Genomic DNA, 25,405 nt, shown 5'->3' on the forward strand with positions numbered 1-25,405 from the left:
GCATCCACCCGGCGATCCCGAGGTTGCCGGCCAGCGGCCGGCACTACCGTGTTGCAGCTGCCAGCTCCTTCGCGATCGCACCGAGCCGCTCCACCGCACCGATGAAGCGCGCATCCAGCGTCTGGCAGCATGAGAGTCGCAAGCAGTGACGGTAGCGCGCGCCGCGCGAATACACCTGGCCGGGCATGAACACGATGTCCTCCTGCAGCGCACGTTCGAACAGTTCGCGGGTATCCACCCCCGGCAGTTCCAGCCACAGCAGGAAGCCACCCTGTGGCTCGGTGGCACGGGTGCCGGCCGGGAAGTGTTCGGCCACCAGCTGGCGCAGGCGACCGACCTGTTCGCGGTACAAGCGGCGCATGCGATGCAGGTGGTGTTCGTAGCTGCCTGCTTCCAGATACGCCGCCACCGCATCGCCCAGCAGCTGCGGTTCGCCACCGGTGGACTGGAACTTGAGCAGTGCGATGCGCTCGGCGAAGCGCCCCCCGTCCAGCCAACCGATGCGGTAGTCCGGCGCCAGCGTCTTGGAGAAACCACCGACCACCATCACCCAGCCATCGCGATCAAACGCCTTCAGCAGCGGTGCCGGCGGCTCGCAGAACTGCAGTTCGGCGTACACCGCATCTTCGATCAGTGGCAGCTGGCGCGCGTTGACCAGTTCGGCCAGGCGTTGCTTGGCCACTGTCGGCATGGTGCAGCCCAGCGGGTTGTGCACGGTCGGCATCACCACCAGTGCGGCCAGCGGCGTGTGCTCCAGCAGTGCGTCCAATGCGTCGACGTCCAGCCCGTGCTGCGGATGGGTGGGCAGCTCGATGGCCTGCAGGCCGAGGTTGGCCAGCAATGGGTACAGGTTGAAGTAGGACGGTGCTTCGATGCCGACCGCATCACCGGGTTGGGTCACTGCACGCAAGGCCAGCTGCAGGGCTTCCATCGCGCCGTGGGTCAGCAGCAGCCGCTCGCTGTGGGTGTGCAGGCCCATGCGCGGACCGCGCCGCACGATCTGCGCCAGCAGTCGCGGCGAGCCGTTCGGGCGCGCGTAGGTTTCCACTGTCTGCTGACCGTGGCGCAGTACCTGCGCGGTGTGCCGGGCCAGCTGTGCGCCGGGATAGAACTGGCGTCCGCGCGGACCGGCAAAGGCCAGATCGATCACACCGGAGCGGCGTTGTGCCTCCAGCACGCGGGCCATCAGTACCTGCTGCAGCGGCGCGGTGGGTGCGGACGGAGTGTCGCGCAGCGAACGTTCCGGAACCGACAGCCGCGGCGCAACTTCGAAGCCGGCCTTCGGCCGCGGAATCACCAGGCCGGCATCTTCCAGCTGCCGATAGGCCGCGATCACCGTGTTCAGGCTGAGCCGGCGCTGCGACGCCATCTGCCGCAGCGAAGGCAAGCGGCTGCCAACCGGAAGACGTCCGCCGTGGATGGCTTCGGCCAGTTCATCCGACAGCCGTTGGTAGCGGGGTGGGATCATCGCGCTCTGGTCATCTGTATCCATCGAGCTTCCCGCCATCTGGTTCTGTACCCATGATGATGGCGAGCCTAGCATGTCGTTGTCGGACGGGCCTGATCGGGGCGTGGCCGATACTTCCCAAGCGCACGGCTGGATGGCCGTGCGTCTTTTTTTTGTGTGTAGAGCCGTCAGCGCATCGGAACCAGCACCGCCTCGCGCCGGTACAGCGCCGGGAACTGCCTGCCCAGCGCGGCCAGCTTCGGTGCGTCGTAGTAGCGGATGTAGGCCGCCTGCGGGTAGTTGGTCATGTAGTTCTGGTGGTAGCTCTCGGCCGGGTAGAAACGTTGGCCGTTGCCGAGCTGGGTGACGATCGGCGCGCGATAGCTGCCGGCCTGGCCGAGCTGGGCGATGTAGGCGCGGCTGGCAGCCTGCTGGCGCGCGTCATCAGAGAAGATCGCCGATCGATACTGGCTGCCGTGGTCCGGCCCCTGGCGGTTGAGCTGGGTCGGGTCGTGCACCACCGAGAAGAACACCTGCATCAGCTGCCCATAGCTGACCTGGCGTGGGTCGTAGTCGATCTTCACCGCCTCGGCATGACCGGTCTGGCCGCTGCTGACCCGCTCATAGCGTGCATCGGCGGCGCTGCCGCCGATGTAGCCGGACACTGCATTGCTCACGCCTTTGACGTGCTGGAATACGCCCTGCACGCCCCAGAAGCAACCGCCGGCAAACACAACGCTGGCGTGGGTGGCGTCATCGCGGAACGCGGCGTCGCCGCTGGGCGCCGGTAATGCCTTGGCCTGCGCGCTGGCTTCCAGCGGTGCCGCGACTGCACCGTGGTCGACCAGCAGCACGCCAGCGATCAATGCAGTAGCCACCAGGCCGGCGACACCGGCGGCGATACCTTGTTCAAAAGAGAGTTTCATCGTGTGCTCCCGTTTCAACCGAAGGTGAAGGCGTAGGCCTGCACGCCCGTGTCGAGGAATTCGATCTCGAAGCGGTGCGGGCCGACCGTGCCGCGCTGGCGAACCAGCTGGTACAAACGGTGCTCATTGACCACGCCGCTGCCATCGGCACCGACATCGCTGCCGGCATCGGCAGCGGTCAGCGGCTTGCCGTCCAGCCACACGCGGAACCGTACAGGCGTGCCGTCCTGGATCGGTGCCAGCACCAGGTGCAGGTCCCGCGCGTGGAACTGGAAGGCGATGCGGCCACCGGCCTGCTGCAGCTGCGCGGCCTCGTCGGTGACGGTCCAGCGTCCGGACAGGCCCCACTGGTTCAGTGCCAGGGTGGTTGGCAGCGTGTAGTCGAACGGGCTATCGCTGCGTTGGCCGCCGGGTGAGGCGAACTGCTCGGCACGCGCGTGGCCCAGATAGGTCTCCGGCGAGCGCAGGTTGCTCATGTCGGCCTGCACGGCCACGCCCTGCAGGTCGGCTGCGGCGGGGTCGGCCGGTGGTGGCAGGTTGGTCTGCCCGGCTTCGGTCAGCAGCCGGCGGATCACTTGCTCCGAGCGTGCATAGTTGCCCTCGCCGAACTGGTGGCCGCGGATGTTGCCCTGTGCATCGACGAAGTACTGCGCCGGCCAGTAGCGGTTGTTGAACGCGCGCCAGATCGTGTACTGGTTGTCGAGCGCCACCGGGTACTCGACCTTCAGTTCCTGCACCGCCTTCATCACGTTGCTCGGGTTGCGTTCGAAGGCGAACTCCGGCGTGTGTACGCCGATCACCACCAGCCCATGGTCACGGTAGCGACGTTCCCATTCGTGCACGAACGGCATCGCGCGCAGGCAGTTGATGCAGGAGTAGGTCCAGAAGTCGACCAGCACCACCTTGCCACGCAGCTGCTGCGCGGTCAGCGGCGGACTGTTGAGCCAACCCGTGGCACCGTCCAGTGCGGGCAGGGTGCCTTCCACTGGCAGCGGTGCATCTGCACCCGCATTGGGGCCAGCCATCATCATCATCGGCGGTGCCGCCGGCTGCGCACCGGGCACGGCGTCCAGCAGGCCCTGCTCGATGCGCGCGGTGCTGACCGTGGACAGGCGGGTCAGCAGGCCAGTGTCCCAGCCCAGGCCGATCGCCACCACAGCCAGCAGTGCGGCCACGCCCAGCACCTTGCGCAGTGCGTCGCCGAGGCCGAGCCGCGCCTGCAGCGCACGGAACACGCGGCCGCCGACCCACACCGCCAACGCCAGCGCAGTGATCGCACCCAATGCATAGGCAAGCAGCAGGGTACTGGTGCCGACGCTGGCACCGTGCAGCGCGGCACCGGTCAGCACCAGGCCAAGAATCGGACCGGCACAGGGCGCCCACAGCAGACCGGTGGCGACGCCGATCAGCAGCGAGGTCCATGCGCCGCCACGTCCTGCGGCGTCCGCGGCATCGGCGCGTGCGCTCAAGCGTGCACCCACACGCTGGAACGGCGCCAGCAGATGGTCGGCCAGTCGTGGCCACAGCAGCGCCACGGCAAACAGCGCCATCAGCAGCAGGGCGATCCAGCGCCCGACCTGGTTGGCCTGCGTCACCCATTGGCTGCCCACGGCGGCCAGGCTGGCGACCACGGTGAAGGTGAGCGCCATGCCCAGCAGCAACGGCAGCGTGCTGCGCAGGAATGGACGGTCGGCGCGTGCGAACACGAACGGCAGCACCGGCAGGATGCAGGGACTGAGCAGGGTCAGCGCGCCCCCGAGGTAGGCAAGCAGCAACAGCAGCATCGTCAGGCTCCGGAAGCAGAGGAAGAACCGACCGGCACCCGCCAGCCATCGGCGGTGCCATCAGTGGCGCCGGGAACGAACACCATCGCCGCACCGTTCATGCAGTAGCGCAGTCCAGTCGGACGCGGGCCGTCGTTGAACACATGGCCGAGGTGACCACCGCAGCGGCGGCAGTGCACCTCTACCCGCAGCATGCCGAAGGTGACGTCGCGGTCTTCGCCGATGGCGTTGTGCAGCGGTGCCCAGAAGCTGGGCCAACCGGTGCCGCTCTCGAACTTGGTGGAGGAAGAGAACAGCGGCTGCGCACAGCCGGCGCAGGCGAAGGTGCCTTGCCGATGTTCCTTGTTGAGCGGGCTGCTGTACGGGCGCTCAGTGGCCTGCTGGCGCAGCACCGCGTACTGCGCCGGGGTCAGTCGCTGGCGCCAGTCGGCATCGCTGTGCATCACCTCGAACTGTCGCGACGGGCGCGCTTCGGCGGCGGCCGGGGCAGCGCGGCTGCAGGCCCCCAGGCCAAGCAGGCCGGCGGCGGTGGCAACACCGCCCAGGCCCAGCAGATGGCGGCGGGTGAGGGACATGGCGGACTCCGGGAAGGGGCGACGGGGCCATGCTGCGCCCGCCCGGGTCAACGAATCCTCACGCAGGATTCAATTTTTCGTGAGGTATCGGCGGCCGTCCCGCGCCACAATGCGGGCAGCCTCCCCACTGGCCCCGAGCTGCCGATGTCGACCAAACGCGTGCTGATCGTCGAAGACGATGCCCACATCGCTGACCTGCTGCGCATGCACCTGGCTGACGAAGGCTATGACGTCGCCCATGCTGCCAGCGGAGACGCCGGCCTGCGCCTGCTCGAGCAGGACGGCCCATGGGATGCTCTGGTGCTGGATGTGATGCTGCCAGGCGTGGACGGCCTGCAGGTGTGCCAGCGTGCACGCGCGATGGCGCGCTACGTGCCGATCATCATCATCAGCGCGCGCGGCAGCGAGACCCAGCGCATTGTCGGCCTGGAACTGGGCGCGGACGACTATCTGGCAAAACCCTTCTCGATGCCGGAACTGGTGGCACGGGTGCGCGCCCTGTTGCGCCGCGCCGAGGCGATGGCGCAGAGCGCACGTATCGATGCTGGCGCGATCGAGCTGGGTGGGCTGCAGCTGGATCCGGTCGCGCGCACCGCCTCGGTGGATGGCAACGCGTTGGAACTGACCCCGCGCGAATTCGACCTGTTGCTGTTCTTCGCACGCCACCCGGACCAGGTGTTCGCGCGCATGGAACTGCTCAACCAGGTCTGGGGTTACCAGCACGATGGTTACGAGCATACGGTCAATACCCACATCAACCGCCTGCGCAGCAAGATCGAGCCGGACCCGGCCAACCCGCGGCGGCTGCTGACGGTGTGGGGCCGCGGCTACAAGCTGGTCGACCCGACCGGAGCGGTGGCATGATCAAGCCCAATCTGTGGCAGAAGCTGGCAGCGGTGATCGCCGCGCTGATGCTGATGTGCTGCATGGCGCTGCTGGCGCTGCAGATGCGTGCCAATACCCGTCACGAACAGGAGGTGGTGCAGCGGTTGTCGCTGGGCCTGGCCGAACACATCGCCCAGCGCAGCGAACTGATGGACACCAGTGGCATGCGCGATGCGGCGGTACGCGCGCTGTTCGGCCAGCTGATGGCGGTCAATCCCAGCGTCGAGGTGTACCTGCTGGACGATCAGGGCCGCATTCTCGGCCACGATGCGCCCAGCGGCCATCTGGTGCGCAACAAGGTGGACGTGGCACCGCTGCGCCGCCTGCTGGCCGGTGCGCCGCTGCCGATCCTCGGCGATGACCCGCGCAGCGCTGATGGCCGCAAGGTGTTCAGCGCCGCACCGTTGATCGTGCAGGGTCGCCAGGCCGGCTACGTGTACGTGGTGCTGGTCGGCGAACACCGGCAGATGCTCGCCGACGACCTCGCGGCCGGCAGCCAGTGGAACACCACCTGGTGGTCGGTGATGCTGGTTGGCAGCCTCGGCCTGCTGGCCGGGTTGGTGGCGTTCTACTGGGTGACCCGTCCGCTGCGGCGGCTTACCCGGCGCATCCAGGCCTTCGACATCGATGCGCCGACACCGTTGCCGCCACCCGAGCCGCTGCGCCCAGGCGAGCGCGACGAACTGGTGATCCTTGAACATGCGCATGCGCAGATGGCGCAGCGGCTGGGTGAACAATGGCAGCAGCTGCGCCAGCAGGACCTGCAGCGCCGCGAGCTGGTCGCCAACATCTCGCACGACCTGCGTACGCCGTTGTCGTCGCTGCATGGCTACCTGGAAACGCTGGCGCTGAAGGACGCCACGCTGTCGCCGGACGAGCGCCGCCGGTACCTCGGTATCGCGCTTGCACAGAGCGCCAAGGTTGGTCGGCTGGCGCGCGCGCTGTTCGAGCTGGCGCGGCTGGAGCACGGCGAAGTGCGCCTGGAGTGGGAAGTGTTCGCGCTGCCGGAACTGCTGCAGGACGTACTGCAGAAGTTCGAGCTGGCCGCGCAGGCGCGCAACCAGCGCCTGCACGCGGAATTCCCGCCGGGCCTGCCGCTGGTACGTGCCGACCTGGGCCTGGTCGAGCGGGTGCTGACCAACCTGCTCGACAATGCATTGCGGCACGCACCGGAAGGTGGCCGGATCGAAGTGTGCCTGCGTGCGACCGCGGATAGCATCGAGGTGAGCGTGGCCGATGATGGTCCCGGCGTGGCAGCGGCGCTGCGAGCGCAGTTGTTCCAGGCGCCGGCCGCGCTGGGCGCACGGCGTGGCGAGAACGGTGGGCTTGGCCTGCTGATCGTGCAGCGGATCGTGCAGCTGCATGGCCGCCGCATCGAACTGCGCGACAGTGAGCGTGGCGCGCTGTTCGTGTTTGCCTTGCCGCGTGCGGAACCAGCGGCCTAGCAGGCCGCTTCGCACTCCACGATGCCGCCGGTTTCCAACGGCAGGTGCAGGCGGATACAGGCACCGCCCAGCTCTGAATCGGTTACCTCGACGTGGCCGCCATGCTTGTCGGCCACCACCTGCACCAGTGCCAGGCCGAGACCGAAACCGGGGCTGCCCGGATCCAGCCGCACATACGGCTGCAGCACCTGGCCGCGCAGTTCGGGCGCAATGCCCGGGCCGTCGTCCTCCACCTGCAGGCACAGCCAGCCGTCGTTGACCGTGCTGGCGATGCGGATCTGCCGCCGCGCATAACGCAAGGCATTGCCGAGCAGGTTTCGCAACGCGAGTTCCAGCATGTGCCGGTTGACGTTGACCAGGCCGGTAGGTGAGAGCACCTGCTGCACCGGCATCGGCAGCGGTGCGAACTGGGCCACAACGCCGCGCACCAGCGCGGCCAGCTGCAGGCGCTGGCGGGTCAGCTGATGGCAGCGGCCCAGCGCGGCGTACTCGACACCGGCATCGGTAAGGTGCTGCAGCCGGTCAACGTCGGTGCGCAGGCCACCCAGCGCATCGCGCTGGATCTCGTCGAGCGCGGTGTCCTCCAGATCGGCCAGGCCGAAGCGCATCCGTGCCAACGGTGTGCGCACTTCATGCGCCACCGCCTGTGCCAGCACGCGCTGGCTCTCCAGCAGTTGCTGCAGCTGCTCGGCCATGTGGTTGAAGGCATTGGCCAGCGGCCGCACCAGCGCGGTACCGGCACGCGGCGCACGCGTATCCAGCTGGCCGTCGCGCATCTGCCGCGCGGCCTGTGCCAGCTGCGACACATCGCGCCACAGGCGGTAGACCATCACGTACATCGGCAGGGCTACGGCCACCATCAGGATCAGCAGCAGGATCGCCACGCCGGACACTTCGCTGTCCTGCCATCCCTCATCGGGTAGCGCTTCGTCCAACGGTCCCAGCATCACCGCATAGTCGCTGTCGCCGATCCGCTGCAGGCTGCGCATGTGTTCCAGGTCGATCTGCACGCGGCCGTTGTTGAAGGCGGGACGCTGGCTGGCTGGCAGTTCCTTCACTGCCTCGGCCAGTGGCAGCATGCGCAGCGCATAGGCGAAATCAGCGTCGAGTTCACGCGCCAGCGCGGGCCACTGGTCGCGCGGTGTCTCGGCGAAACGGTGCTGCAGCAGCGAGTGGGTACCGCGCATCTCGGCCTGCAGGCCGGCCTCGGTGCGGTCTTCCAGCAGGGCGTCCCAGGCCCACAGGCCGAGCACGATCAGCAGCAGGTGGGCGACCAGGAAGCCGATGCCATAGCGCAGGAAGTGGAAGGCGTGGCCGCGCATCGCCGAGGGCGTGCGCTTCATCCCCATGCCGAGCGGCTGAACAGGTAGCCGCGGCCGCGGACGGTCTTGATCCGTTCCGGCTGTTCCGGGTTGTCGCCCAGTTTGCGGCGCAGGCGCGAAATGCGCGCATCGATCGAACGGTCCAGGCCGTCAAAGGCGATGCCACGCAGGCCGCGCAGCAGCGCATCGCGGTCGAGGATCTGCCCGGCGTTGCTGGCCAGCAGGAACAGCAGGTCGAACTCGGCGGTGGTCAGCTCCAGCAGGCTGCCCTGCAGGTGCACGTTACGGGTGGACGGGTCGATGTTCAGCTCGCCGAAGCGCAGGCTGCCGTCACGCGGCTCGACCCGGCGGTGGCGGCGCAGATGGGCACGCAGGCGCGCCAGCAGCACCCGGGGTTCAATCGGTTTGCCGATGTAGTCATCGGCGCCCAGTTCCAGCCCGAGCACCTGGTCGATGTTGTCGGTACGCGCGGTCAGCACGCAGATGATGCCGTCATAGTGGGGCCTGATCTGCCGACACACTTCGAAACCATCCTGGTCGGGCAGGCCGACATCCAGCAGGACCAGGGCGGGCTTTTCGGCCAGGATCCGGGCCACCGCGCGTTCGCCACTGCGCTCGTGGGCGACCTGGTAGCCATGCCGCTGCAGATAGTCGCTGACCATCGTACCGAGGCGGGCATCGTCTTCGACCAGTACGATATCCAGCATTTTCAAGGCCTCCGTGGGGCGTACGTACCGCCACGGCACGAGCGCGGCGATGCTATCCCAGCCATCGGGCCGCCCGGGTCCTGGGGGCGGGCGCCATTCAGCCGGGGTTGCTGGCGCGCGGGCCGGGCCTCAGGCCTGGCAACAACTTGGCGTCCAGCATAGCTTGTTGCCGTTACAAAACGTTACCTTTGTGATACGTCCGGTGACCATCGCTGACAGCAAAGCGACTGACGCGGGGCAGGGGCCGGGCCGAGCATGGAGTCTCCTCCGTTCCGCGTGCCGTCCTCATGTCGCCCGCTGCCTTCTCCCTGCCGAACCTGTCCCGCCGCCGCCATTGCGGGGGTATCCGATGAGCGGCGTGGTCGGCGCCTGGCTGCCGCCGGCCGAGGACGAGCACCTGCTGCAGCAGCTGGCGCCGATGCTTCGCGCCCTGCAGCAACGTGGCCGTGGCCGCATTGGTTACTGGACCGATGCCGAGGCTGGCCTGGCGCTGGGCCACTGCCGGGCGCCGACCGACACCCCGCTGCAGCCGCTGAGTTCGGACTGTGGCCGTTACGTGCTGTGCCTGGACGGTCGCCTGTACAACCGGGCTGACCTGCAGTCGCAGCTGCGCGATCTGCCGCGCAGCTGCAGCGATGCACGGCTGCTGCTGCAGGCAATTGTCGAGTGGGGCGTGGAGCGGGCGCTGTCGCGTATCGAGGGCGCGTTCGGTTTCAGTGTGTGGGACCGCGAGTCGCGCGTGCTGTGGCTGGCACGTGACCCGGTAGGCGAGCGGCCGCTGTACTACGGTTGGTACCAGGGCCAGTTCCTGTTCGCCTCCGAACTGAAGGCGCTGCAGGCGTTCGCCGGTTTCGCGCCGAGCATCGACCAGGATGCGCTGAGCCTGCTGCTGCGCCACGACTATGTCCCGGCGCCGCACACCATCTACCGCGGCATCCATAAGCTGGTGGCCGGCGCGATGCTGCGTATCGACCTGAACGACCACGCCGCCGGTGGATCCAGCCAGGCCGCGCAGGGTGGTTCGCGCTACTGGTGCGCACGCGATGCGATGCACAGCGCGCTGCAGGAACCCTTGTACCCCGCACCCAGCCTGGAACAGGCCACCGACCAGCTCGAAGCAGTACTGCAGAAGGCCATTGCTTCACGCATGCATTCGCCGCTGGCCTGCGGCGCGTTCCTGTCCGGCGGCACCGACTCCTCACTGGTGACGGCAATGATGCAGGCGCAGTCGACGCTGCCGATCGAGGCATGGACGGTGGGCTTCGACGATCCGGGCCACGATGAGAGCGACTGGGCCTCGCAGGTCGCGCGCCACCTGGGCGTGCAGCATCACCTGCACCGTATGGACGCGCGGCAGGGTTTGGACCTGCTGCAGCGGCTGCCTCAGGTCTGGTGTGAGCCATTTGCCGACGCCTCGCAGCTGCCGACCCTGTTGGCCAGCGAGCTGCTGGGCGCGCGCAAGCCGGTGGCGCTGACCGGCGACGGTGGCGATGAGCTGTTCTTCGGCCATCCCAGCTATGGCCGCGCACTGCGTAACGCACGCCTTTGCGGTGGCCTGCCGGACTGGGTGCGTGACCTGGCGCGGCGCAGCGGCAACCGCATGAACGTCGAACGTGGGCGCCTCGGTGGCTGGCGCGCGCTGGTGGCCGAGGTTGCCGCCAATGACGTGGAAGGTCATTACCTGCAGCGCGTCACCCGCTGGCGGCAGCCGGCACAGGTGGTGCTGGGCGCGCGCGAACCAATGACGATCTTCCAGCAGCAGGACACCGCGCTGCCGGCTGAAGCGCGCATCCAGCTGCTGGATTTCCGCATGGACCTGGCCGAGGGCATCCTCGCCAAGGTCGACCGTGCCGGCATGGCGGCCGGCGTGGAGACACGTGCGCCGCTGCTGGACATGGAGGTGGTGCGCCTGGCCTGGCGCCTGCCGCAGCATTTGAAATACCACGACGGTGAGCACAAGCGGATCCTCAAACACCTGCTGGCGCGTTACCTGCCGGAACCGCTGGTGTACCGCCCCAAGCGCGGCTTCGGCCCTCCGATGGCACGCTGGCTGGCCGGTCCGTTGCGCGACTGGGCCGAGGCGCTGCTGGACCCGCAGCTGCTGCGCAACCAGGGCTGCTTCGATGCAGTACGCGTGCGCGGCATCTGGGAGGCCTTCCTGCGGGGTGAGCGCAAGTGGCACACGCACCTGTGGAACGTGCTGATGTTCCAGGCGTGGCACCAGCACTGGCACGGTGACCGCGGGCGCTGAGCCGTTCCTGCATCGCGAGCGGCGGGTTCAATCTGCATGGCGCGGCGCGGATACCCTTGCGTACGAATGTCCTCCGGCGCCTCATTGAAAGGCTGCCGCGAGCGCTGCGCTTTACTCATCGCAAGCCGAGCCTCGTCGGGGCGGGGAGGGGTCTGGGCAAAGTAAAGGAGGAGGTGACGGCCAACGGCCGGCGCCGGGGGACATCTGCCCAAGCCCCTGCCCACCCCGGCGGGGCCCATCAGTTCGCGGCGAATCCGGACGAAGGCGCGCTTCGTAACTCAGACGCCAGGCAAAAAAAGACCCGGCAGAGGGAGGGATCTGCCGGGTCCGGATTGCATGGGGGGAGGGACCCATGCAATGAGCGTTGCGTCGCGTCAGTGGCTGTTGCCGTTCGCGTCCGCCGTTGATTGGTTGTAGCCCTGCACCAGTTCGGACCAGGCCTTGCCGGCCTGGAGGCCGAGGCCGACCACGTCCTGCTGGGCCTGGCCCAGCCGCTGCAGGTTGTCCTGCCACAGCTGTGCGCCCTTGTTGAGCACCCCGGCCGCGTCGTCACTGCGGGCCAGCTCGCCGAGCCAGCCGCCGGTCGCGGTCAGGTTGCGTTCCATTGCCTTCAGCTGCACCCCGAACATGCTTTCCGCGTTCTCCAACGCCAACCGGTTCGCGCGCGTTGCCGCGGCGGCGAGCTGGCGGGTGGCATCACTGAAGCGATCGCTGAAGGCGGAGGCCATGGGGGCATCAGGGAGTGGCTTGATGCAATGCAGCATACGCCGTTGATGCGGCAATGCAACAAAAATAACAAAGGCGCCCAAGGCGCCTTTGAAACACCTTTCAGATCAATGGGTTGATCAGGTCGTCGGGCCGCGGTAGCGGCAGCCGGAGGTGCAGGTTTCGTGCACGGTGATCTCGCTCAGCGCCGGCAGGCTGGGCTTGAGTTCGTTCCAGATCCACACCGCCAGGTTCTCGCTGGTCGGGTTCTCAAGGCCGGGGATGTCATTGAGGTAGTGATGGTCCAGGCGGTCGTAGATCGGCTGGAAGGCCGCCTTCACGTCGCCGAAATCCATGATCCAGCCGGTCTGCGCGCCGGGCTCGCCCTCGACCTTCAGTTCCACCCGGAACGAGTGGCCATGCAGGCGCGCGCACTTGTGCCCCGGCGGCACGTTGGGGAGGCGGTGCGCCGCCTCGAGCATGAAGACTTTGAAGATTTCCATGGCGCGATTGTACGCCGCACGCGGGCAGCGAGCCTGAGCGGATGTTGGGTCCCGGTGAAGAAATTCTTTCCATCCGGATGAAGAGATGATAGTTTCTCTTATATCCGTATGAAGAGATGTTATTGGTCGCCCCCGGCCAGGCATGGATTACTGCGGAACTTCGTCGCCCTTACCACCTCCCCCACATCGTCATGCCCAAGCACACCCTGCTCGTGGCGGCCCTGGCCGTCGCTCTGGCCGCGCCTTTGTCCGCCGCCGCCGAAACCTCCGCCGCCGCCAGTGGCGAAGCCAGCACCCTCGCTGCCGTCCGCGTCACCGGTTCCAACATCAAACGTGCCGATACCGAGGCCTCAAACCCGGTGCAGGTGATCGGTCGCCAGCAGCTGGAACAGACCGGCAAGGCCACCGTGGCCGACGTGCTGCGTTCGATCTCGGCCAATACCGGCAACGCCAGCAACGAAACCACCAACAACGGCTGGGCCTCCGGCTCGGCCGGCATCGGCCTGCGCGGTCTTTCGCAGAAGAACACGCTGGTGCTGCTCAACGGCCGCCGCCTGGCCAACTATGGCTTCCCCGCTGGCGGCCTGTCCGACACCTTCGTCGATCTCAACGCGCTGCCGCTGGTCGCAGTCGAGCGCATCGAAGTGCTCAAGGACGGTGCCTCGGCGGTGTACGGCTCCGACGCCGTGGCCGGCGTGGTCAACATCATCACCCGGCAGAACTTCGAAGGCGCCGAGATCGGTGGCAGCTTCGGCGGCGCCGACCAGGGCGGCCTGCACGAGCAGAACCTGAAGTTCGTTGGTGGCCTGGGCGACATCGACAAGGACGGCTACAACATCCTCTTCAGCCTGCAGGGCTACAACCGCGAGCGACTGGACCAGGACGAGCGCAACCTGACCAAGAGCGGCATCTACACCGACAAGCCCGGCGGCCGCTGGAACGGCTGGTCGGCCAAGGGCGCGCGCTATCTGGTCAATGGCACCTCCGTGCCGATGCTCGATGCCAACGGCAACTGCCCCACCGGCACCACCCGCGTTGCCAGCGCGCCGATCGACGGCCTGGCCGGTGATACCTGCGGTTTCAACCAAGCGCCGTTCACCACGCTGATCCCTTCGACCAAGCGCTACCAGGCCTATGCCAACGGTACCTTCCGCCTGAACGACAACGTCGAAGCCTTCGGCGAAGTGCTGTACAGCCAGATCAAGAGCACCGCGTGGTTCGGCAGCAGCCCCTTCTTCACCCTGGAGAGTGGCCGCTTCGCACTGAACGCGGACAGTGGCCTGGCCGAGCCGGTGTCGTCGCTGCTGCCGGCCAACAATCCGTACAACCCGTACGGCCGTGCGATCCCGATCGAATACACCTTCTTCGACCTCGGCGGCACCCTCAAGACCAACCGCTCCACCGCCTACCGCGGCGTGTTCGGCCTGCGTGGCACCACCGCGAAGTGGGACTGGGAAGTGGCGGCGTTCGGCGCGCGCAGCAGCGAGCGCGAAACCGTCTCCGGCGGCTTCGCCAACCGCTGGGCGCTGGCCGATGCGCTGGCCACCGGCAGTTACAACCTGCTGAATCCGGCCGCGACGCCGCAGTCGGTGCGTGACTCGATCAACATCGCCACGCTGCGTCCGGCCGAGTCCAAGCTGCAGGGCATCGACGCGAAGATCTCCGGCAGCCTCGGCCATACCTGGGCCGGCGAGATCGGTTTCGCTGCCGGTGCCGAGTGGCGCCGCGAGAAGCTCGACTCCAACAACCCGTGGCAGATCGATGCCGGCCTGCAGGTGCGCCCGGCCATTGCCGAAGTGCACGGCAAACGCCAGGTCAGTGCGGCCTACGCCGAAGTGAACGTGCCGCTGGCCTCGACGCTGGAGCTGTCCGCCGCCGCGCGCGCCGATCACTACGATGATTTCGGCGATGCGTTCTCGCCGAAGATCGGGCTGCGTTGGCAGCCGTTGGACTTCCTGCTGGTGCGTGCCTCGGCGTCGAAGGGCTTCCGTGCGCCATCGCTGTCTGAGAACTCCAACAGCACCAGCATCGCCTACGGCAGCGTGGTCGATCCGCGTGATCCGGACGTGCCTGGCTCGCGGCAGAACCCGACCTTCTTCACCGTTGGCAACAACGAATTGAAGCCGGAGCGGACCAAGAGCCTGAACTTCGGCGTGGTGCTGTCGCCGTGGGCCAATACCAACCTGAGCGTGGACTACTACCGCATCCAGCTGGACAACCTGGTCGGTACCAACAACACCCAGACCCTGGTCAACGACAATGTCGCCGGTGCGGTGCAGCGCGACGAGCGCGGCAAGCTGCAGGCGGTCTACAACCGCTACCAGAACCTTAGCGAGTTGAAGACTTCGGGCATCGATGTCGAACTGCGCCAGCGCATCCCGACCGCTGCGTTCGGTGACTTCACCGTGTCTTCGGCCTATACCCATGTGCGCGATTACCGTCGCCCGACCGTGGTCGGTGGCCCGCTGGTGGACTATGCGGGCAGCAACCTGGGCGCGACCCTGCCCAAGGACAAGGCGACCACCACGTTGGACTGGAAGTACGGCGACTTCAACGCGGCGGTGACCTGGTACTACACCAGCAGCTATCGCCAGGAAGCCAGCACCGCCGCCAAGGCCGTGCAGCAGCAGGTCGGCAGCTACAGCCAGTACGACCTGTACCTGGCCTACACCGGCATCGACAAGCTGACCGTGTACGCCAAGGTGCAGAACCTGGCCGACAAGACGCCGCCGTACGACGCCTCGTTCCCGGGCATCCGCGCGCCGTACGACTTCAGTCAGTACGACCTGCGTGGCCGCTACTTCACGCTGGGCTTCGACTATCGCTTCTGATCCATCTGCCGCGGCCGGTCAACTGAAGGGACCGGCCGCGCGATCGTCTGCCGTTGTGTTCCAGGGGAGTCACCGTGTCCTTGCATCGCCATGCCGTTCTTCCGTTGCTGCTTGCCGCCGCCACCGCACTGTCCTCGCCGCAGCCGGCGCAGGCGCAGAGCGCCTACTTCTTCCCGCAGGTCAGCGACGCAGCGGCGTTCGATGCATCGGTGCCCACGCCCGAGCAGTTTCTCGGCTACCCGATCGGCAGCCGTTACACCCGGCACGACCAGCTGGTGGCGTACTTCCAGGAACTGGCGAAACGCTCGGACAAGATCAGCGTGCGCGAGATCGGCCGCAGCTATGAAGGTCGCCCGTTGCTGATCGCCACCGTCACCGCTGCAGGCAATCATGCGCGGCTGGAACAGATCCGCCAGCAGCACGCGACCCTGGCCGATCCGGCGCAGCCGCGCAGCGCCGCCGGTGACAGCCCGGTGGTGGTGTGGCTGGGCTACAGCGTGCATGGCAACGAGACCTCCAGTGCCGAGGCGGCGATGTTGACCGCCTACTACCTTGTGGCCAGTCGTAGTGCCGAAACCCAGCAGTGGCTGCAGCAGGCGGTGGTGCTGTTCGACCCGGCGCAGAACCCGGATGGCCGTGATCGTGCGGCCAACTGGCACAACGCGTGGGCCTCCGATCCAGCCTCGGCCGACCCGGCCGACAAGGAGCACGTCGAGCCGTTCCCGCAGGGCCGCACCAACCACTACTTCACCGATCTCAACCGTGACTGGCTTGCCCTGACCCAGCAGGATTCGCGGCCGAAGGTGGAGGTGTTCCACCAGTGGTACCCGAACGTGCAGATCGACTTCCACGAGATGGGCAAGGACAGTACCTACTACTTCGAGCCCTCGCCGAAGAGCATGCACAGCCCGCTGATTCCGCCGGCTTCGTACGAGTTCAACAAGACCCTGGCCAAGTACCACGCGCAGGCGTTGGATGCGTTGGGGTCGCTGTACTACACCGGCGAGAATTTCGACAACTTCTCGCCGGTCTACGGCTCAACCTATCCGGACTTCCATGGTGCAGTGGGCGTCACCGTTGAACAGGCCAGTTCGCGCGGCCGCGTGCAGGAATCAGTGAACGGCCTGTTGACCTTCCCGTTCACCATCCGCAATCAGGTCGCTACCGGTCTGGGTACAGTGCGCGGCGCGGTGAGCGAGCGCAGCGGGCTGTTCGACCTGCAGAAGCAGTTCTTCCAGAGCGCGCTGAAGCAGGCCGCGCAGCAGCCGGTGAAGAGCTTCGTGTTCGGTGATGCGCATGACCCTGCATTGACCCGGCGCCTGCTGGAACTGTTGCTGCTGCATCGCATCGAGGTGCGCGCGCTGGATCGTGCAGTCAGTGTCGATGGGCAACACTTCGAAGCGGGCAGCGCCTACGTGGTGCCGGTGCAGCAGGCGCAGTTCCGCCTGGTGCATTCGATTTTTGCCGAGACACCGGCGATCAAGGGGGATGTATTCTACGGCAGCACCAGCTATGCGATCGCACCCGCGTATGGCGTGGCCTTCGCCGGCAGCCGCAGCCGTATCGAAGGCGGCGCGCGCGTGACTGCGGTGCCGGCAGCGCAGGGCGCGGTGCTGGGTGGCCAGGCCGGGTTCGCCTATGCCATCGACTGGCGCGACTACAAGGCCGGGCGTGCGTTGGCCGCGCTGCAGGACAAGGGATTGAGCGCGCGTGCGGCGTTCCAGTCGTTCACCACAGCGACCGCACAGGGCGAGGTCAACTTCGCTGCTGGCAGCCTGGTGATTCCGGTCGCCGGTCAACCGTTGCAGGATGCGGCGTTGCTCGAGGCGGTGACCGCCGCCGCACGCGACGCCGGTGTGCAGGTGCACTCGCTGGCGAGCGGCCGCAGCCGCGAGGGCATCGACCTCGGCAGTGACGGTGTCAAGGCGCTGCGCAAGCCCGCCGTCGCGCTGGTGATGGGCGAGGGTGTGGCCGCCACCGAAATCGGTTCGGCCTGGTTCCTGCTCGATCAGCAGCTGCATCTGCCGGCCAGCAAGCTGGACCCGCAACAGCTGGGCAAAGTGCCGCTGGACCGCTACACCACCATCGTGCTGTCGGGCGGCACGTACACCGGCGTCGATACCACGGCAGTGGCCGCACTGAAGCGCTGGGTGCAGGCCGGTGGTTCGCTGGTGACCTACGGTAGTGCCTCGAAGTGGGCGATCGAACAGAAGTTGGCCGACGGCGAGAAGCTCGGCAAGGAAGAAGACGCTGCTGACGAAAGCCGCCGCGCGTTCGGCGACCAGCGTGACATTGCTGCGATCGAGCGCGTCAACGGCAACATCCTCAGCGCTGATGTGGACACCAGCCATCCGCTGGCCTTCGGCGTGCCGCGCCGGCAGCTGGCGATCAACAAGGAGAACACGGTGACGTTGCAGCCGAGCGCGAACCCGTTCTCCACGGTGGTGCGCATCGATGACACGCCGCGGGTGAACGGCTATCTGTCCGAGCGCAACCGCAGCCGCGTGGCCGGCAGCGCGTGGCTGCTGGTCTCGGCGCAGGGGCAGGGCAACGTGGTGTTGTTTGCGGATGATCCGGCGCACCGCAAGTACTGGCACGGGACCGATCGGCTGTTGATCAACGCGATCTTCTTCGGGAATCTGGTGAATCCGAGTAAAGCGCGGGGTTGAGGCGTTTGGCGTCTTGATTGATGCGTGTATGGGGAGGCCGGGCGGGCTGCGCAGGACACGCCGTAAACCCGTCCTTGGGGGCTCGATGGCGCCATCCATGGCGCCAACGGTCCTGCGCACCCCGCCCGGCCTCCCCTCGACAGTTTCCTGCGGGCGCGGACGCATCGAACCGCAAGGCGGGAGCAAGGGCGAAAGCAAAAGCAAAAGCAAAAGCAAAAGCTGGAATTCCGGCTTTTGTCTTTGTCTTTGAATTTGAATTTGAATTTGAATTTGAATTTGATCCTTCTTCTCCCGGCTACCCGGCGGGACAAGTAGGCGCTGGAAATGTCTGAAGCGTTGGGGAGCGGGGGCGGTGCAAAACCGCAGGCGCCATGGATGGCGCCTACGAGCCCCCATGGATGGGTTTACGGCGTGTTTTGCACCGCCCCCGCTCCCCAACGCCCACACAAAACCCACCGCCAGCTTTCAAACCATCCGGTAGCCCGCAACAAAAAAGGGACGACGCGTAAGCGTCGTCCCCCGATAAGCAGCCCCCGCGCAGCGGGAGACGCCATCCCTGTCAGCTGGGATCAGCCGGCGCGACCGCCGCCGCCGCCCTGGCCGCGGCCACGGCCGCCACCATTGCCACCACCGCCACGACGCTGGCCCTGACCGGCGCCTGCACCGGCACGCTGCTGGCCATTGCCACCGCCCTCACGACGACCACCGCCAGCCTTCTTCGGGCCGGCATGCGCGTGACGCGGTGCATCGCCGTGCGGACGGCGCGCGTGGTTCTTGCGCGGTGCGCGCTCACCGGTTTCGTGCTCGGCCTTGCCCGGTGCACTGTTGCCCCAGCGGATCGGCACCTGCAGCTCGAAGCCCGGCACATCGCGGATATCCATGTCGCGGCCGAGCAGGCGGGTGATCGCACGCAGCAGCTTCACTTCATCCTGCGCGACCAGCGAGATTGCCTGGCCGGTGGCGCCGTTGCGGCCGGTACGGCCGATGCGATGCACGTAGTCTTCGGCCACCATCGGCAGATCGAAGTTGATCACCTTCGGCAGCTCGTTGATGTCGATACCGCGCGCAGCGATATCGGTAGCCACCAGCACGGTCACCCGGCCGGCCTTGAAATCGCCCAGTGCACGCAGGCGCTGGCCCTGGCTCTTGTTGCCGTGGATCGCCGCGGTCTTGATGCCGGACTTTTCCAGGAACGCAGCCAGCTTGTCGCTGCCGTGCTTGGTGCGGGCAAACACCAGGGTCTGCTCGCGGCTGTCCTGCGCCAGCAAGTGCAGCAGCAGGTCGCGCTTGCGGCCGCCATCGACCGGGTGCACGCGATGGGTGATGGTTTCAGCGACGGTGTTCTTCGGCGTGACCTGGATCTGCTCCGGGTTGCGCATGAATTCCAGCGCCAGCTGGCGGATGTTGTCCTCGAAGGTGGCCGAGAACAGCAGGGTCTGGCGGTTCTGCTTGGGCAGCTTGGCCAGGATGCGCTTGATCGAGGGCAGGAAGCCCATGTCGAGCATGCGGTCGGCTTCGTCCAGCACCAGCAGTTCAATGCCGGACAGGTCGATGCTGCGACGCTCCAGGTGGTCGATCAGGCGGCCCGGGCAGGCCACCAGCAGGTCCACGCCACGGCGCAGGATGTCCAGCTGGTTGCCCATGCCGACGCCGCCGTAGATGCAGGCGCTGGGAATGCGCAGGTACTTGCTGTAACCGCGCAGGCTGTCATGCACCTGGGTGGCCAGCTCGCGGGTCGGGGCCAGGATCAGGGCGCGCGGCTTGCGCGGGCCGGTACGCACTTCCTGCGAGGCGGTGCCCAGGTGCTGCAGCAGCGGCAGGCCAAAGGCAGCGGTTTTGCCGGTACCGGTCTGCGCGCCGGCCAGCAGGTCGCGGCCGGCCAGCACCAGCGGGATCGCCTGCTGCTGGATCGGGGTCGGGGTTTCGTAGCCCTGCTCGGCGAGCGCACGCAGCAGGAAGGGCGCAAGGCCCAGAGATTCAAAAGACATTGAGATTGCTCCAAGTACAAGAAACGCCTGTCCGAACGGACAGACGGGGGCAGACCAAACTGATCGGCTGACTCGGAGCGTTCCCGTGAACCGCGCTGCGAGAATTGGGTGCAGCCGGCACGGAGCGCAGGCTGGAATGCGTGACGAACGGCGTCGGAGTGGGGGCGGGCGAAGTGGGCGGACCCAGGTCGCCGGCGATCCCGGAGGGAAACGGACGGCCGCTGCAGACCCGCATAGTCTAACCGATGGTTGAGACCCCGCGCAAAACGGCCTGTTCAGGTAGTGGTTCTGTCTGCAGGGCTGCGCCCTGCACCCGCCGAAGCCGAAGCAACGTCAACGTCAAAAGCCGATTTCCTGAGGTATGGCGGGGTGGGTCCGGTGGCGGGAGTGTCCGCGGCATGGATGCCGCGGCCAAGCCCCCATGGACGGGTTCACGGCGTCCATGCCGCGGACACTCCCGCCACCGGACCCACCCCGCCTTCGACAGTTTTCCGCGATCTGCGGTAGATCCACGCCATGCGTGGATGCTCTTCGTTCAATTGTCGAAATATTCGATTTCAATGGAGATTCATCCACGCATGGCGTTGATCTACTGGCCACCGGCCTACTGTCGAAGGCGGGGTACTGTGGGTTTGCGGGGTGTGAGCGGCATGGATGCCGCGACCAAGCCCCCATGGACGGGTTTACGGCGTCCCCGCAAACCCACAGTGCCCCGCCATCCCACGGAATGCCCGCTGTTGCTGTTGCTTCGGCTGTTGCTCTGGCTTGAAGCAGGTGCAGGGCTGCAAGCCCTGCCGAACCCCCTGCTGCGGTAGGGTGGGCCGATGCGGCGCTGCAGCTTGGCGCCGCCGCATATTTGATTACACTTGAAACTTGTTTGCCCATGACTCCGGACACCCACCCATGAAGCTTGGTTCTTTGAAGGAAGGCGGCCGCGACGGCACCCTGATCGTCGTCTCGCGTGACCTGCGCCACGGCGTGCGCGCCACCGGCATTGCCGCCACCCTGCAGCAGGCCCTGGAAGACTGGAGCCACATCGCGCCGCGCCTTAACGCGCTGTACGAATCGCTCAACGCCGGCGACGCCGATGGCGTGTTCGACCTGGACCCGCAGGCGCTGGCCGCACCTATGCCGCGCGCCTATGAGTTCGTCGATGGCAGCGCCTACCTGCCGCACGTCGAGCGCGTCCGCCGCGCGCGTGGTGCCGAGGTGCCGGAGAGCTTCTACACCGATCCGCTGATGTACCAGGCCACCAGCGCCGGCTTCCATGGCCCGCGCGATGCGGTCAAAGTGGTCAGCGAGGAGTACGGCATCGACCTGGAAGCCGAGATCGTGGTGATCACCGACGACGTGCCGATGGCGGCCACCCCGGAACAGGCTGCGGGCCATATCCAGCTGGTCGGCCTGGTCAATGACGTCTCGCTGCGCAACCTGATTCCGGGTGAGCTGGCCAAGGGCTTCGGCTTCCTGCAGTCCAAGCCGCGTTCGGCGCTGTCGCCGGTGTTCGTCACCCCCGATGAGCTGGGCGCCGCCTGGCAGGACAGCAAGGTGCACCTGCCGCTGCTGACCCACATCAACGGCCAGTGGTTCGGTGCGCCGGAAGCGGGCGTGGACATGCAGTTCAACTTCGCCCAGCTGGTCGCGCATGCGGCCAAGACCCGTCCGCTCAGCGCCGGCACCATCGTTGGCTCGGGCACCATCGCCAACGAAGACACCAGCAAGGGTGCCTCCTGCTTCGCCGAACAGCGCGTGGTCGAAACCCTGCGCGACGGCAAGCCGAGCACGCCGTTCATGTCCTTCGGCGACGTGGTTCGCATCGAGATGCTCGATGCCGCCGGCAACAGCATCTTCGGTGCGATCGAGCAGCGCATCGAACAGGCGGCCAAGCCCTGAGCATGGAGGCGGCGATGGAGATCCCGGTCGACGACGGCATCGTGCTGTACACCTACTGGCGATCCAGCGCCGCCTACCGCGTGCGTATCGGCCTGGAGCTGAAGGGCCTGGCCTGGGAGGCCCGGCCGGTGCACCTGGTGCGCGAAGGCGGCGAGCAGCATCTCGACGCCTATCGCGCGCTCAATCCGCAGCAGCTGGTGCCGACCCTGCTGCATGAAGGGCATGCGCTGATCCAGTCGCTGGCGATCCTGGAGTACCTGGATGAGCGCTTTCCGCAGGTGCCGCTGTTGCCAGCTGATGCTGCCGGTCGTGCGCGGGTGCGTGCGCTGGCCCAGCTGGTGGCCTGCGACATCCACCCGATCAACAACCTGCGGGTGATGCAGTACCTGGAGCGCAGCCTGCAGGTGCCGGCCGACGCCCGCACGCAATGGACCCTGCACTGGATCGCCGAAGGCTTTACGGCGATGGAGGCAATGCTGGCCAACAGCCGCGACACCGGCACATTCTGCCACGGCGACCGCCCAGGCCTGGCCGACATCTGCCTGCTGCCGCAGCTGTACAACGCGCACCGCTTCGGCCTGGACCTGGCGCCGTACCCGACTCTGCGCCGCATCGAGGCCGCCTGCCAAGCGCTGGACGCCTTCGAGCGCGCACGCCCGGAAAACCAGCTCGACGCGGCCTGAAAGTAGAGGGGACGGAGGGGATTAAGTCGTATGTACACTTACGACTTAATCCCCTCCGTCCCCTTTCTGCTGCAATCGGGCCAGGTCATCGCGGAACAACCGGTAGGCATCCTCGCGGCGCGCATCGTCAGTCTGCCGCAACACCCATGCCGGGTGCACCGTGGCGTACCCGCGCGTGCCTTCCTCCAGGGCGTGCCAGCGTCCGCGGTCGCGTGAGAGGTCGAAATCACGACCGAATACCGAGGCTGCCGCTGTCGCGCCGAGGCACACGATCACCTGGGGTCGCACGCGGGCGATCTCACCCATCAGCCAAGGGCGGCAGGCCTGGATGTGGCGGCTTTCCGGCCGCTTGTGCAGCCGCACCTTGCCGCGCCGTTCATGGTGGAAGTGCTTCACCGCGTTGGTGAGGTACAGCTGGGCGCGATCGATTCCCAGTTCCACCAGTGCGCGGTCCAGCAGCTGGCCGGCAGGTCCTGCGAACGGCTGTCCGCGCAGGTCCTCGGTATCGCCAGGCTGTTCTCCGACCAGCATCACCTTGGCGTCTGCCGGCCCCTGCCCGAACACGGTCTGCGTGGCCTGCTCCCAGAGCGGGCACTGGCGGCAGGCGCTGGCCTGTCCGCGCAGATTCTCCAGGCTGCTGGCTTCGGTCGCCGATGTCGCAGCGTTCGCTCGCAGGGGAATCCGTCGCTGCGGTGCCTGCGCGGGACGGTCATGCATTTCCTGCACGCGGTCGGCCGCATCGCGCACAAGGCGTGGCAGCAGCTGAGCTTCCGGCAGGTGGCGCCAATACTTCGCCGGCATCTCCTGCATCATCATCCGTGTATTGAGTCGCGCCGGATTGAAGATGCTGGCGTAGTAGGTCTGCCACAGTGATTCGCGCGCATCCTCGGCCGGGGCATCCTCGCACCGTGCGCCGGGGCCGAAGGCAAGTGCCTGCCCATCCCAGGCGACGCTGCGCGAAGGCGTGAGAATGGCCCAGCGCATGCCGGTGAAGCGGCGCGCGAAGAACGGCGCGACCCGATCGACAATATAGTGCTGTGGCTCGAACCAGGCGATGAACGCATCTGGCTGGCCAGGCACCTCGCGGAAGCGCACGAATGCCTTCATCTTGTGCGTGTCACGGCGGACCGCCTGGGCCATGGCCATCGCCCGCAGTACGTCGGCATCGGCAGGGTTTGACAGCACCGAGCGTTCGCCATGGGTGATGCGCCACAGCAACCGGTACAGGAGGGCCATGCGCTGCCCGTCGCGATGACACAGGCAGGTGGCCGCCAGCTCTAGGAAGTCGCGCGGTACGTTCGGTGTGCCAGCATCGGCCTGCACGGGCGCCGAGGTGACCGCGGGTGCATCCAGCAGTGATGCGTCGCTGCCCTCCAGCCAGTCCAGCTGCTCCGGCGCGACGTCGCGCAGCAGGGCTTCACGCGCACCGTTGCGCCAGGCCTCCAGCGACCATGGCGGATCCACCCGCAGCGACCAGCGCTGCGCGTCAGGCCGCGGACGGTGCATCGAACAGCGAACCCTGTCGCGCGGGCGGGGCCAGCTGCGCGCGCAGCGCCGCCGGGTCGTCCAGCGCTTTGCGCGGATGATGGTCAGCCAGCAGCACGAACGGCAGCATCTTGCTCATCGGTGCCTTCAGGCGCGCAATGTGGGCCACGCGCAGCCGCCCGTGGCGGCGTGCCATCAGCACGCGCTTGACGTTGCGCACGCCGAGGCCGGGAACGCGCAGCAGCATTTCCTTCGGTGCCCGGTTCAGATCGACCGGAAAGCGCTCGGGGTGGCGGATCGCCCAAGCCATCTTCGGGTCGATGTCCAGGTCCAGCATGCCGTTCTGGGCGGTATCGGTGATTTCTTCCACGCCGTACCCGTAGAAGCGCAGCAACCAGTCGGCCTGGTAGAGGCGATGTTCGCGCTGCAGCGGGGGCGGTTGCAGTGGCAGCTGCCGGCTGGCGTCCGGAATCGGGCTGAACGCGGAGTAGTACACCCGGCGCATGCGGTAGTTGCCGTACAGCGCATCGGCGCTGGCCAGGATCTGTTGGTCGTTGGCCCCGTCCGCGCCGACGATCATCTGCGTGCTCTGCCCGGCTGGTGCGAAACGGGGAGGGCGCGGGCGTGTACTGCGGCTGGCCGTCGGCGCCACCGCTGCGGGGGCTTTGCGCGCCTCCTTGGCTTCCTCGATGCGCCAGCGTAGTTCGCCCATGGCGCCGCGTATCGAATGCACCGTCTTCTCCGGCGCCAACGCGATCAGGCCGGCTTCGGTCGGCAGTTCGACGTTGATCGACAGGCGGTCGGCGTAGCGCCCGGCACTGGCCAGCAGCTCGGGCGAAGCCTCGGGAATGGTCTTGAGATGGATGTAGCCGGCGTAGCGGTGCTCTTCGCGCAGTTGCCGGGCAACCTCCACCATCTGCTCCATGGTGTAGTCCGCATTGCGGATGATGCCGCTGGACAGGAACAGCCCCTCGATGTAATTGCGCTTGTAGAAGTCCAGGGTGAGCGCGACCACCTCGTCCACGCTGAAGCGCGCACGGGCTACGTTGCTGGAGACCCGGTTCACGCAGTAGGCGCAGTCGTAGACGCAGAAGTTGGTCAGCAGGATCTTCAGCAATGAAACGCAGCGGCCGTCCGGCGTATAGCTGTGGCAGATGCCCATGCCTTCGGTGCTGCCAATGCCGCCGCTGGCGCGCGAATCGCGCTTGCCCGAGCCACTGGAGGCGCAGGAGGCGTCGTATTTGGCGGCATCGGCCAGGATGGCCAGCTTGCGGATGGTTTCCATTGAGGAAACCTACGGATGAGG

At 67.0% G+C, this 25,405-nt stretch carries 18 protein-coding genes; 7 read left to right on the forward strand and 11 right to left on the reverse strand.

The window, feature by feature from the left end:
* Positions 1–43 precede the first annotated feature (43 nt).
* The 4 genes from AC07M7_RS14380 to msrB form a co-directional block, all read right to left on the reverse strand.
* Positions 44–1,492 (reverse strand): aminotransferase-like domain-containing protein, encoded by a 1,449-nt coding sequence (locus tag AC07M7_RS14380; RefSeq protein WP_253077867.1) that lies wholly within the window; start codon positions 1,490–1,492, stop codon positions 44–46.
* Between the two features lie 143 nt (positions 1,493–1,635).
* The gene (msrA, locus tag AC07M7_RS14385; RefSeq protein ID WP_495207708.1) at positions 1,636–2,373 is read right to left on the reverse strand and encodes a peptide-methionine (S)-S-oxide reductase MsrA; all 738 of its coding nucleotides are present in this window, start codon (positions 2,371–2,373) and stop codon (positions 1,636–1,638) included.
* Between the two features lie 14 nt (positions 2,374–2,387).
* The gene (locus tag AC07M7_RS14390) at positions 2,388–4,157 is read right to left on the reverse strand and encodes a cytochrome c biogenesis protein DipZ (protein WP_495207709.1); all 1,770 of its coding nucleotides are present in this window, start codon (positions 4,155–4,157) and stop codon (positions 2,388–2,390) included.
* Between the two features lie 2 nt (positions 4,158–4,159).
* Positions 4,160–4,732, reverse strand: a complete 573-nt coding sequence (gene msrB, locus AC07M7_RS14395; protein ID WP_136639263.1) for a peptide-methionine (R)-S-oxide reductase MsrB — start codon at positions 4,730–4,732, stop codon at positions 4,160–4,162.
* Positions 4,733–4,876: 144 nt separating this feature from the next.
* Here msrB and AC07M7_RS14400 point away from each other — a divergent pair, with 144 nt between their 5' ends.
* Complete coding sequence (locus AC07M7_RS14400) at positions 4,877–5,596, forward strand: response regulator transcription factor (RefSeq protein ID WP_495207710.1); 720 nt, start codon at positions 4,877–4,879, stop codon at positions 5,594–5,596.
* Positions 5,593–7,062, forward strand: a complete 1,470-nt coding sequence (locus tag AC07M7_RS14405; RefSeq protein WP_046983054.1) for a sensor histidine kinase — start codon at positions 5,593–5,595, stop codon at positions 7,060–7,062. The genes AC07M7_RS14400 and AC07M7_RS14405 overlap by 4 nt, the downstream gene beginning before the upstream one ends.
* Here AC07M7_RS14405 and AC07M7_RS14410 read toward each other — a convergent pair.
* Complete coding sequence (locus AC07M7_RS14410; RefSeq protein ID WP_046983053.1) at positions 7,059–8,405, reverse strand: ATP-binding protein; 1,347 nt, start codon at positions 8,403–8,405, stop codon at positions 7,059–7,061. The two genes, AC07M7_RS14405 and AC07M7_RS14410, sit on opposite strands and share 4 nt — an antisense overlap.
* Positions 8,402–9,091, reverse strand: a complete 690-nt coding sequence (locus AC07M7_RS14415; protein ID WP_004141029.1) for a winged helix-turn-helix domain-containing protein — start codon at positions 9,089–9,091, stop codon at positions 8,402–8,404. The genes AC07M7_RS14410 and AC07M7_RS14415 overlap by 4 nt, the downstream gene beginning before the upstream one ends.
* Before the next feature lie 349 nt (positions 9,092–9,440).
* Between AC07M7_RS14415 and asnB the strand changes: the two genes are divergently transcribed.
* Positions 9,441–11,342, forward strand: coding sequence for an asparagine synthase (glutamine-hydrolyzing) (asnB, locus tag AC07M7_RS14420; protein WP_495207711.1), 1,902 nt, complete (start codon positions 9,441–9,443; stop codon positions 11,340–11,342).
* Positions 11,343–11,716: 374 nt separating this feature from the next.
* On the opposite strand, the gene AC07M7_RS14425 is transcribed toward asnB, so the two are convergent.
* Together AC07M7_RS14425 and queD are read right to left on the reverse strand one after the other, a co-directional pair.
* The gene (locus tag AC07M7_RS14425) at positions 11,717–12,070 is read right to left on the reverse strand and encodes a phasin family protein (protein WP_046984142.1); all 354 of its coding nucleotides are present in this window, start codon (positions 12,068–12,070) and stop codon (positions 11,717–11,719) included.
* 117 nt (positions 12,071–12,187) lie between these two features.
* Positions 12,188–12,550, reverse strand: a complete 363-nt coding sequence (gene queD, locus AC07M7_RS14430) for a 6-carboxytetrahydropterin synthase QueD (RefSeq protein ID WP_046984141.1) — start codon at positions 12,548–12,550, stop codon at positions 12,188–12,190.
* A 191-nt stretch (positions 12,551–12,741) separates the two neighbouring features.
* Between queD and AC07M7_RS14435 the strand changes: the two genes are divergently transcribed.
* Together AC07M7_RS14435 and AC07M7_RS14440 are read left to right on the forward strand one after the other, a co-directional pair.
* A complete protein-coding gene (locus AC07M7_RS14435) occupies positions 12,742–15,381 on the forward strand; it encodes a TonB-dependent receptor (RefSeq protein ID WP_495207712.1) in 2,640 nt (879 codons plus the stop codon).
* 74 nt (positions 15,382–15,455) lie between these two features.
* Positions 15,456–18,050: a M14 family zinc carboxypeptidase gene (locus tag AC07M7_RS14440; protein ID WP_495207713.1), complete on the forward strand. Its 2,595-nt coding sequence runs from the start codon at positions 15,456–15,458 to the stop codon at positions 18,048–18,050.
* A gap of 569 nt (positions 18,051–18,619) precedes the next feature.
* Here the strand turns inward: AC07M7_RS14440 and AC07M7_RS14445 are convergent.
* Positions 18,620–20,038, reverse strand: a complete 1,419-nt coding sequence (locus AC07M7_RS14445; RefSeq protein WP_136639268.1) for a DEAD/DEAH box helicase — start codon at positions 20,036–20,038, stop codon at positions 18,620–18,622.
* Positions 20,039–20,941: 903 nt separating this feature from the next.
* Between AC07M7_RS14445 and AC07M7_RS14450 the strand changes: the two genes are divergently transcribed.
* Positions 20,942–21,931, forward strand: coding sequence for a fumarylacetoacetate hydrolase family protein (locus tag AC07M7_RS14450; RefSeq protein WP_495207714.1), 990 nt, complete (start codon positions 20,942–20,944; stop codon positions 21,929–21,931).
* A 14-nt stretch (positions 21,932–21,945) separates the two neighbouring features.
* Complete coding sequence (gene maiA, locus AC07M7_RS14455) at positions 21,946–22,614, forward strand: maleylacetoacetate isomerase (protein ID WP_495207715.1); 669 nt, start codon at positions 21,946–21,948, stop codon at positions 22,612–22,614.
* A 45-nt stretch (positions 22,615–22,659) separates the two neighbouring features.
* Here the strand turns inward: maiA and AC07M7_RS14460 are convergent, their stop codons facing one another.
* The gene (locus tag AC07M7_RS14460; RefSeq protein ID WP_495207716.1) at positions 22,660–24,120 is read right to left on the reverse strand and encodes a UdgX family uracil-DNA binding protein; all 1,461 of its coding nucleotides are present in this window, start codon (positions 24,118–24,120) and stop codon (positions 22,660–22,662) included.
* Positions 24,101–25,384 (reverse strand): putative DNA modification/repair radical SAM protein, encoded by a 1,284-nt coding sequence (locus tag AC07M7_RS14465; protein ID WP_495207717.1) that lies wholly within the window; start codon positions 25,382–25,384, stop codon positions 24,101–24,103. The genes AC07M7_RS14460 and AC07M7_RS14465 overlap by 20 nt, the downstream gene beginning before the upstream one ends.
* Between the last annotated feature and the right edge of the window lie 21 nt (positions 25,385–25,405).

This window comes from Stenotrophomonas sp. GW821-FHT09E08 (assembly GCF_059416125.1).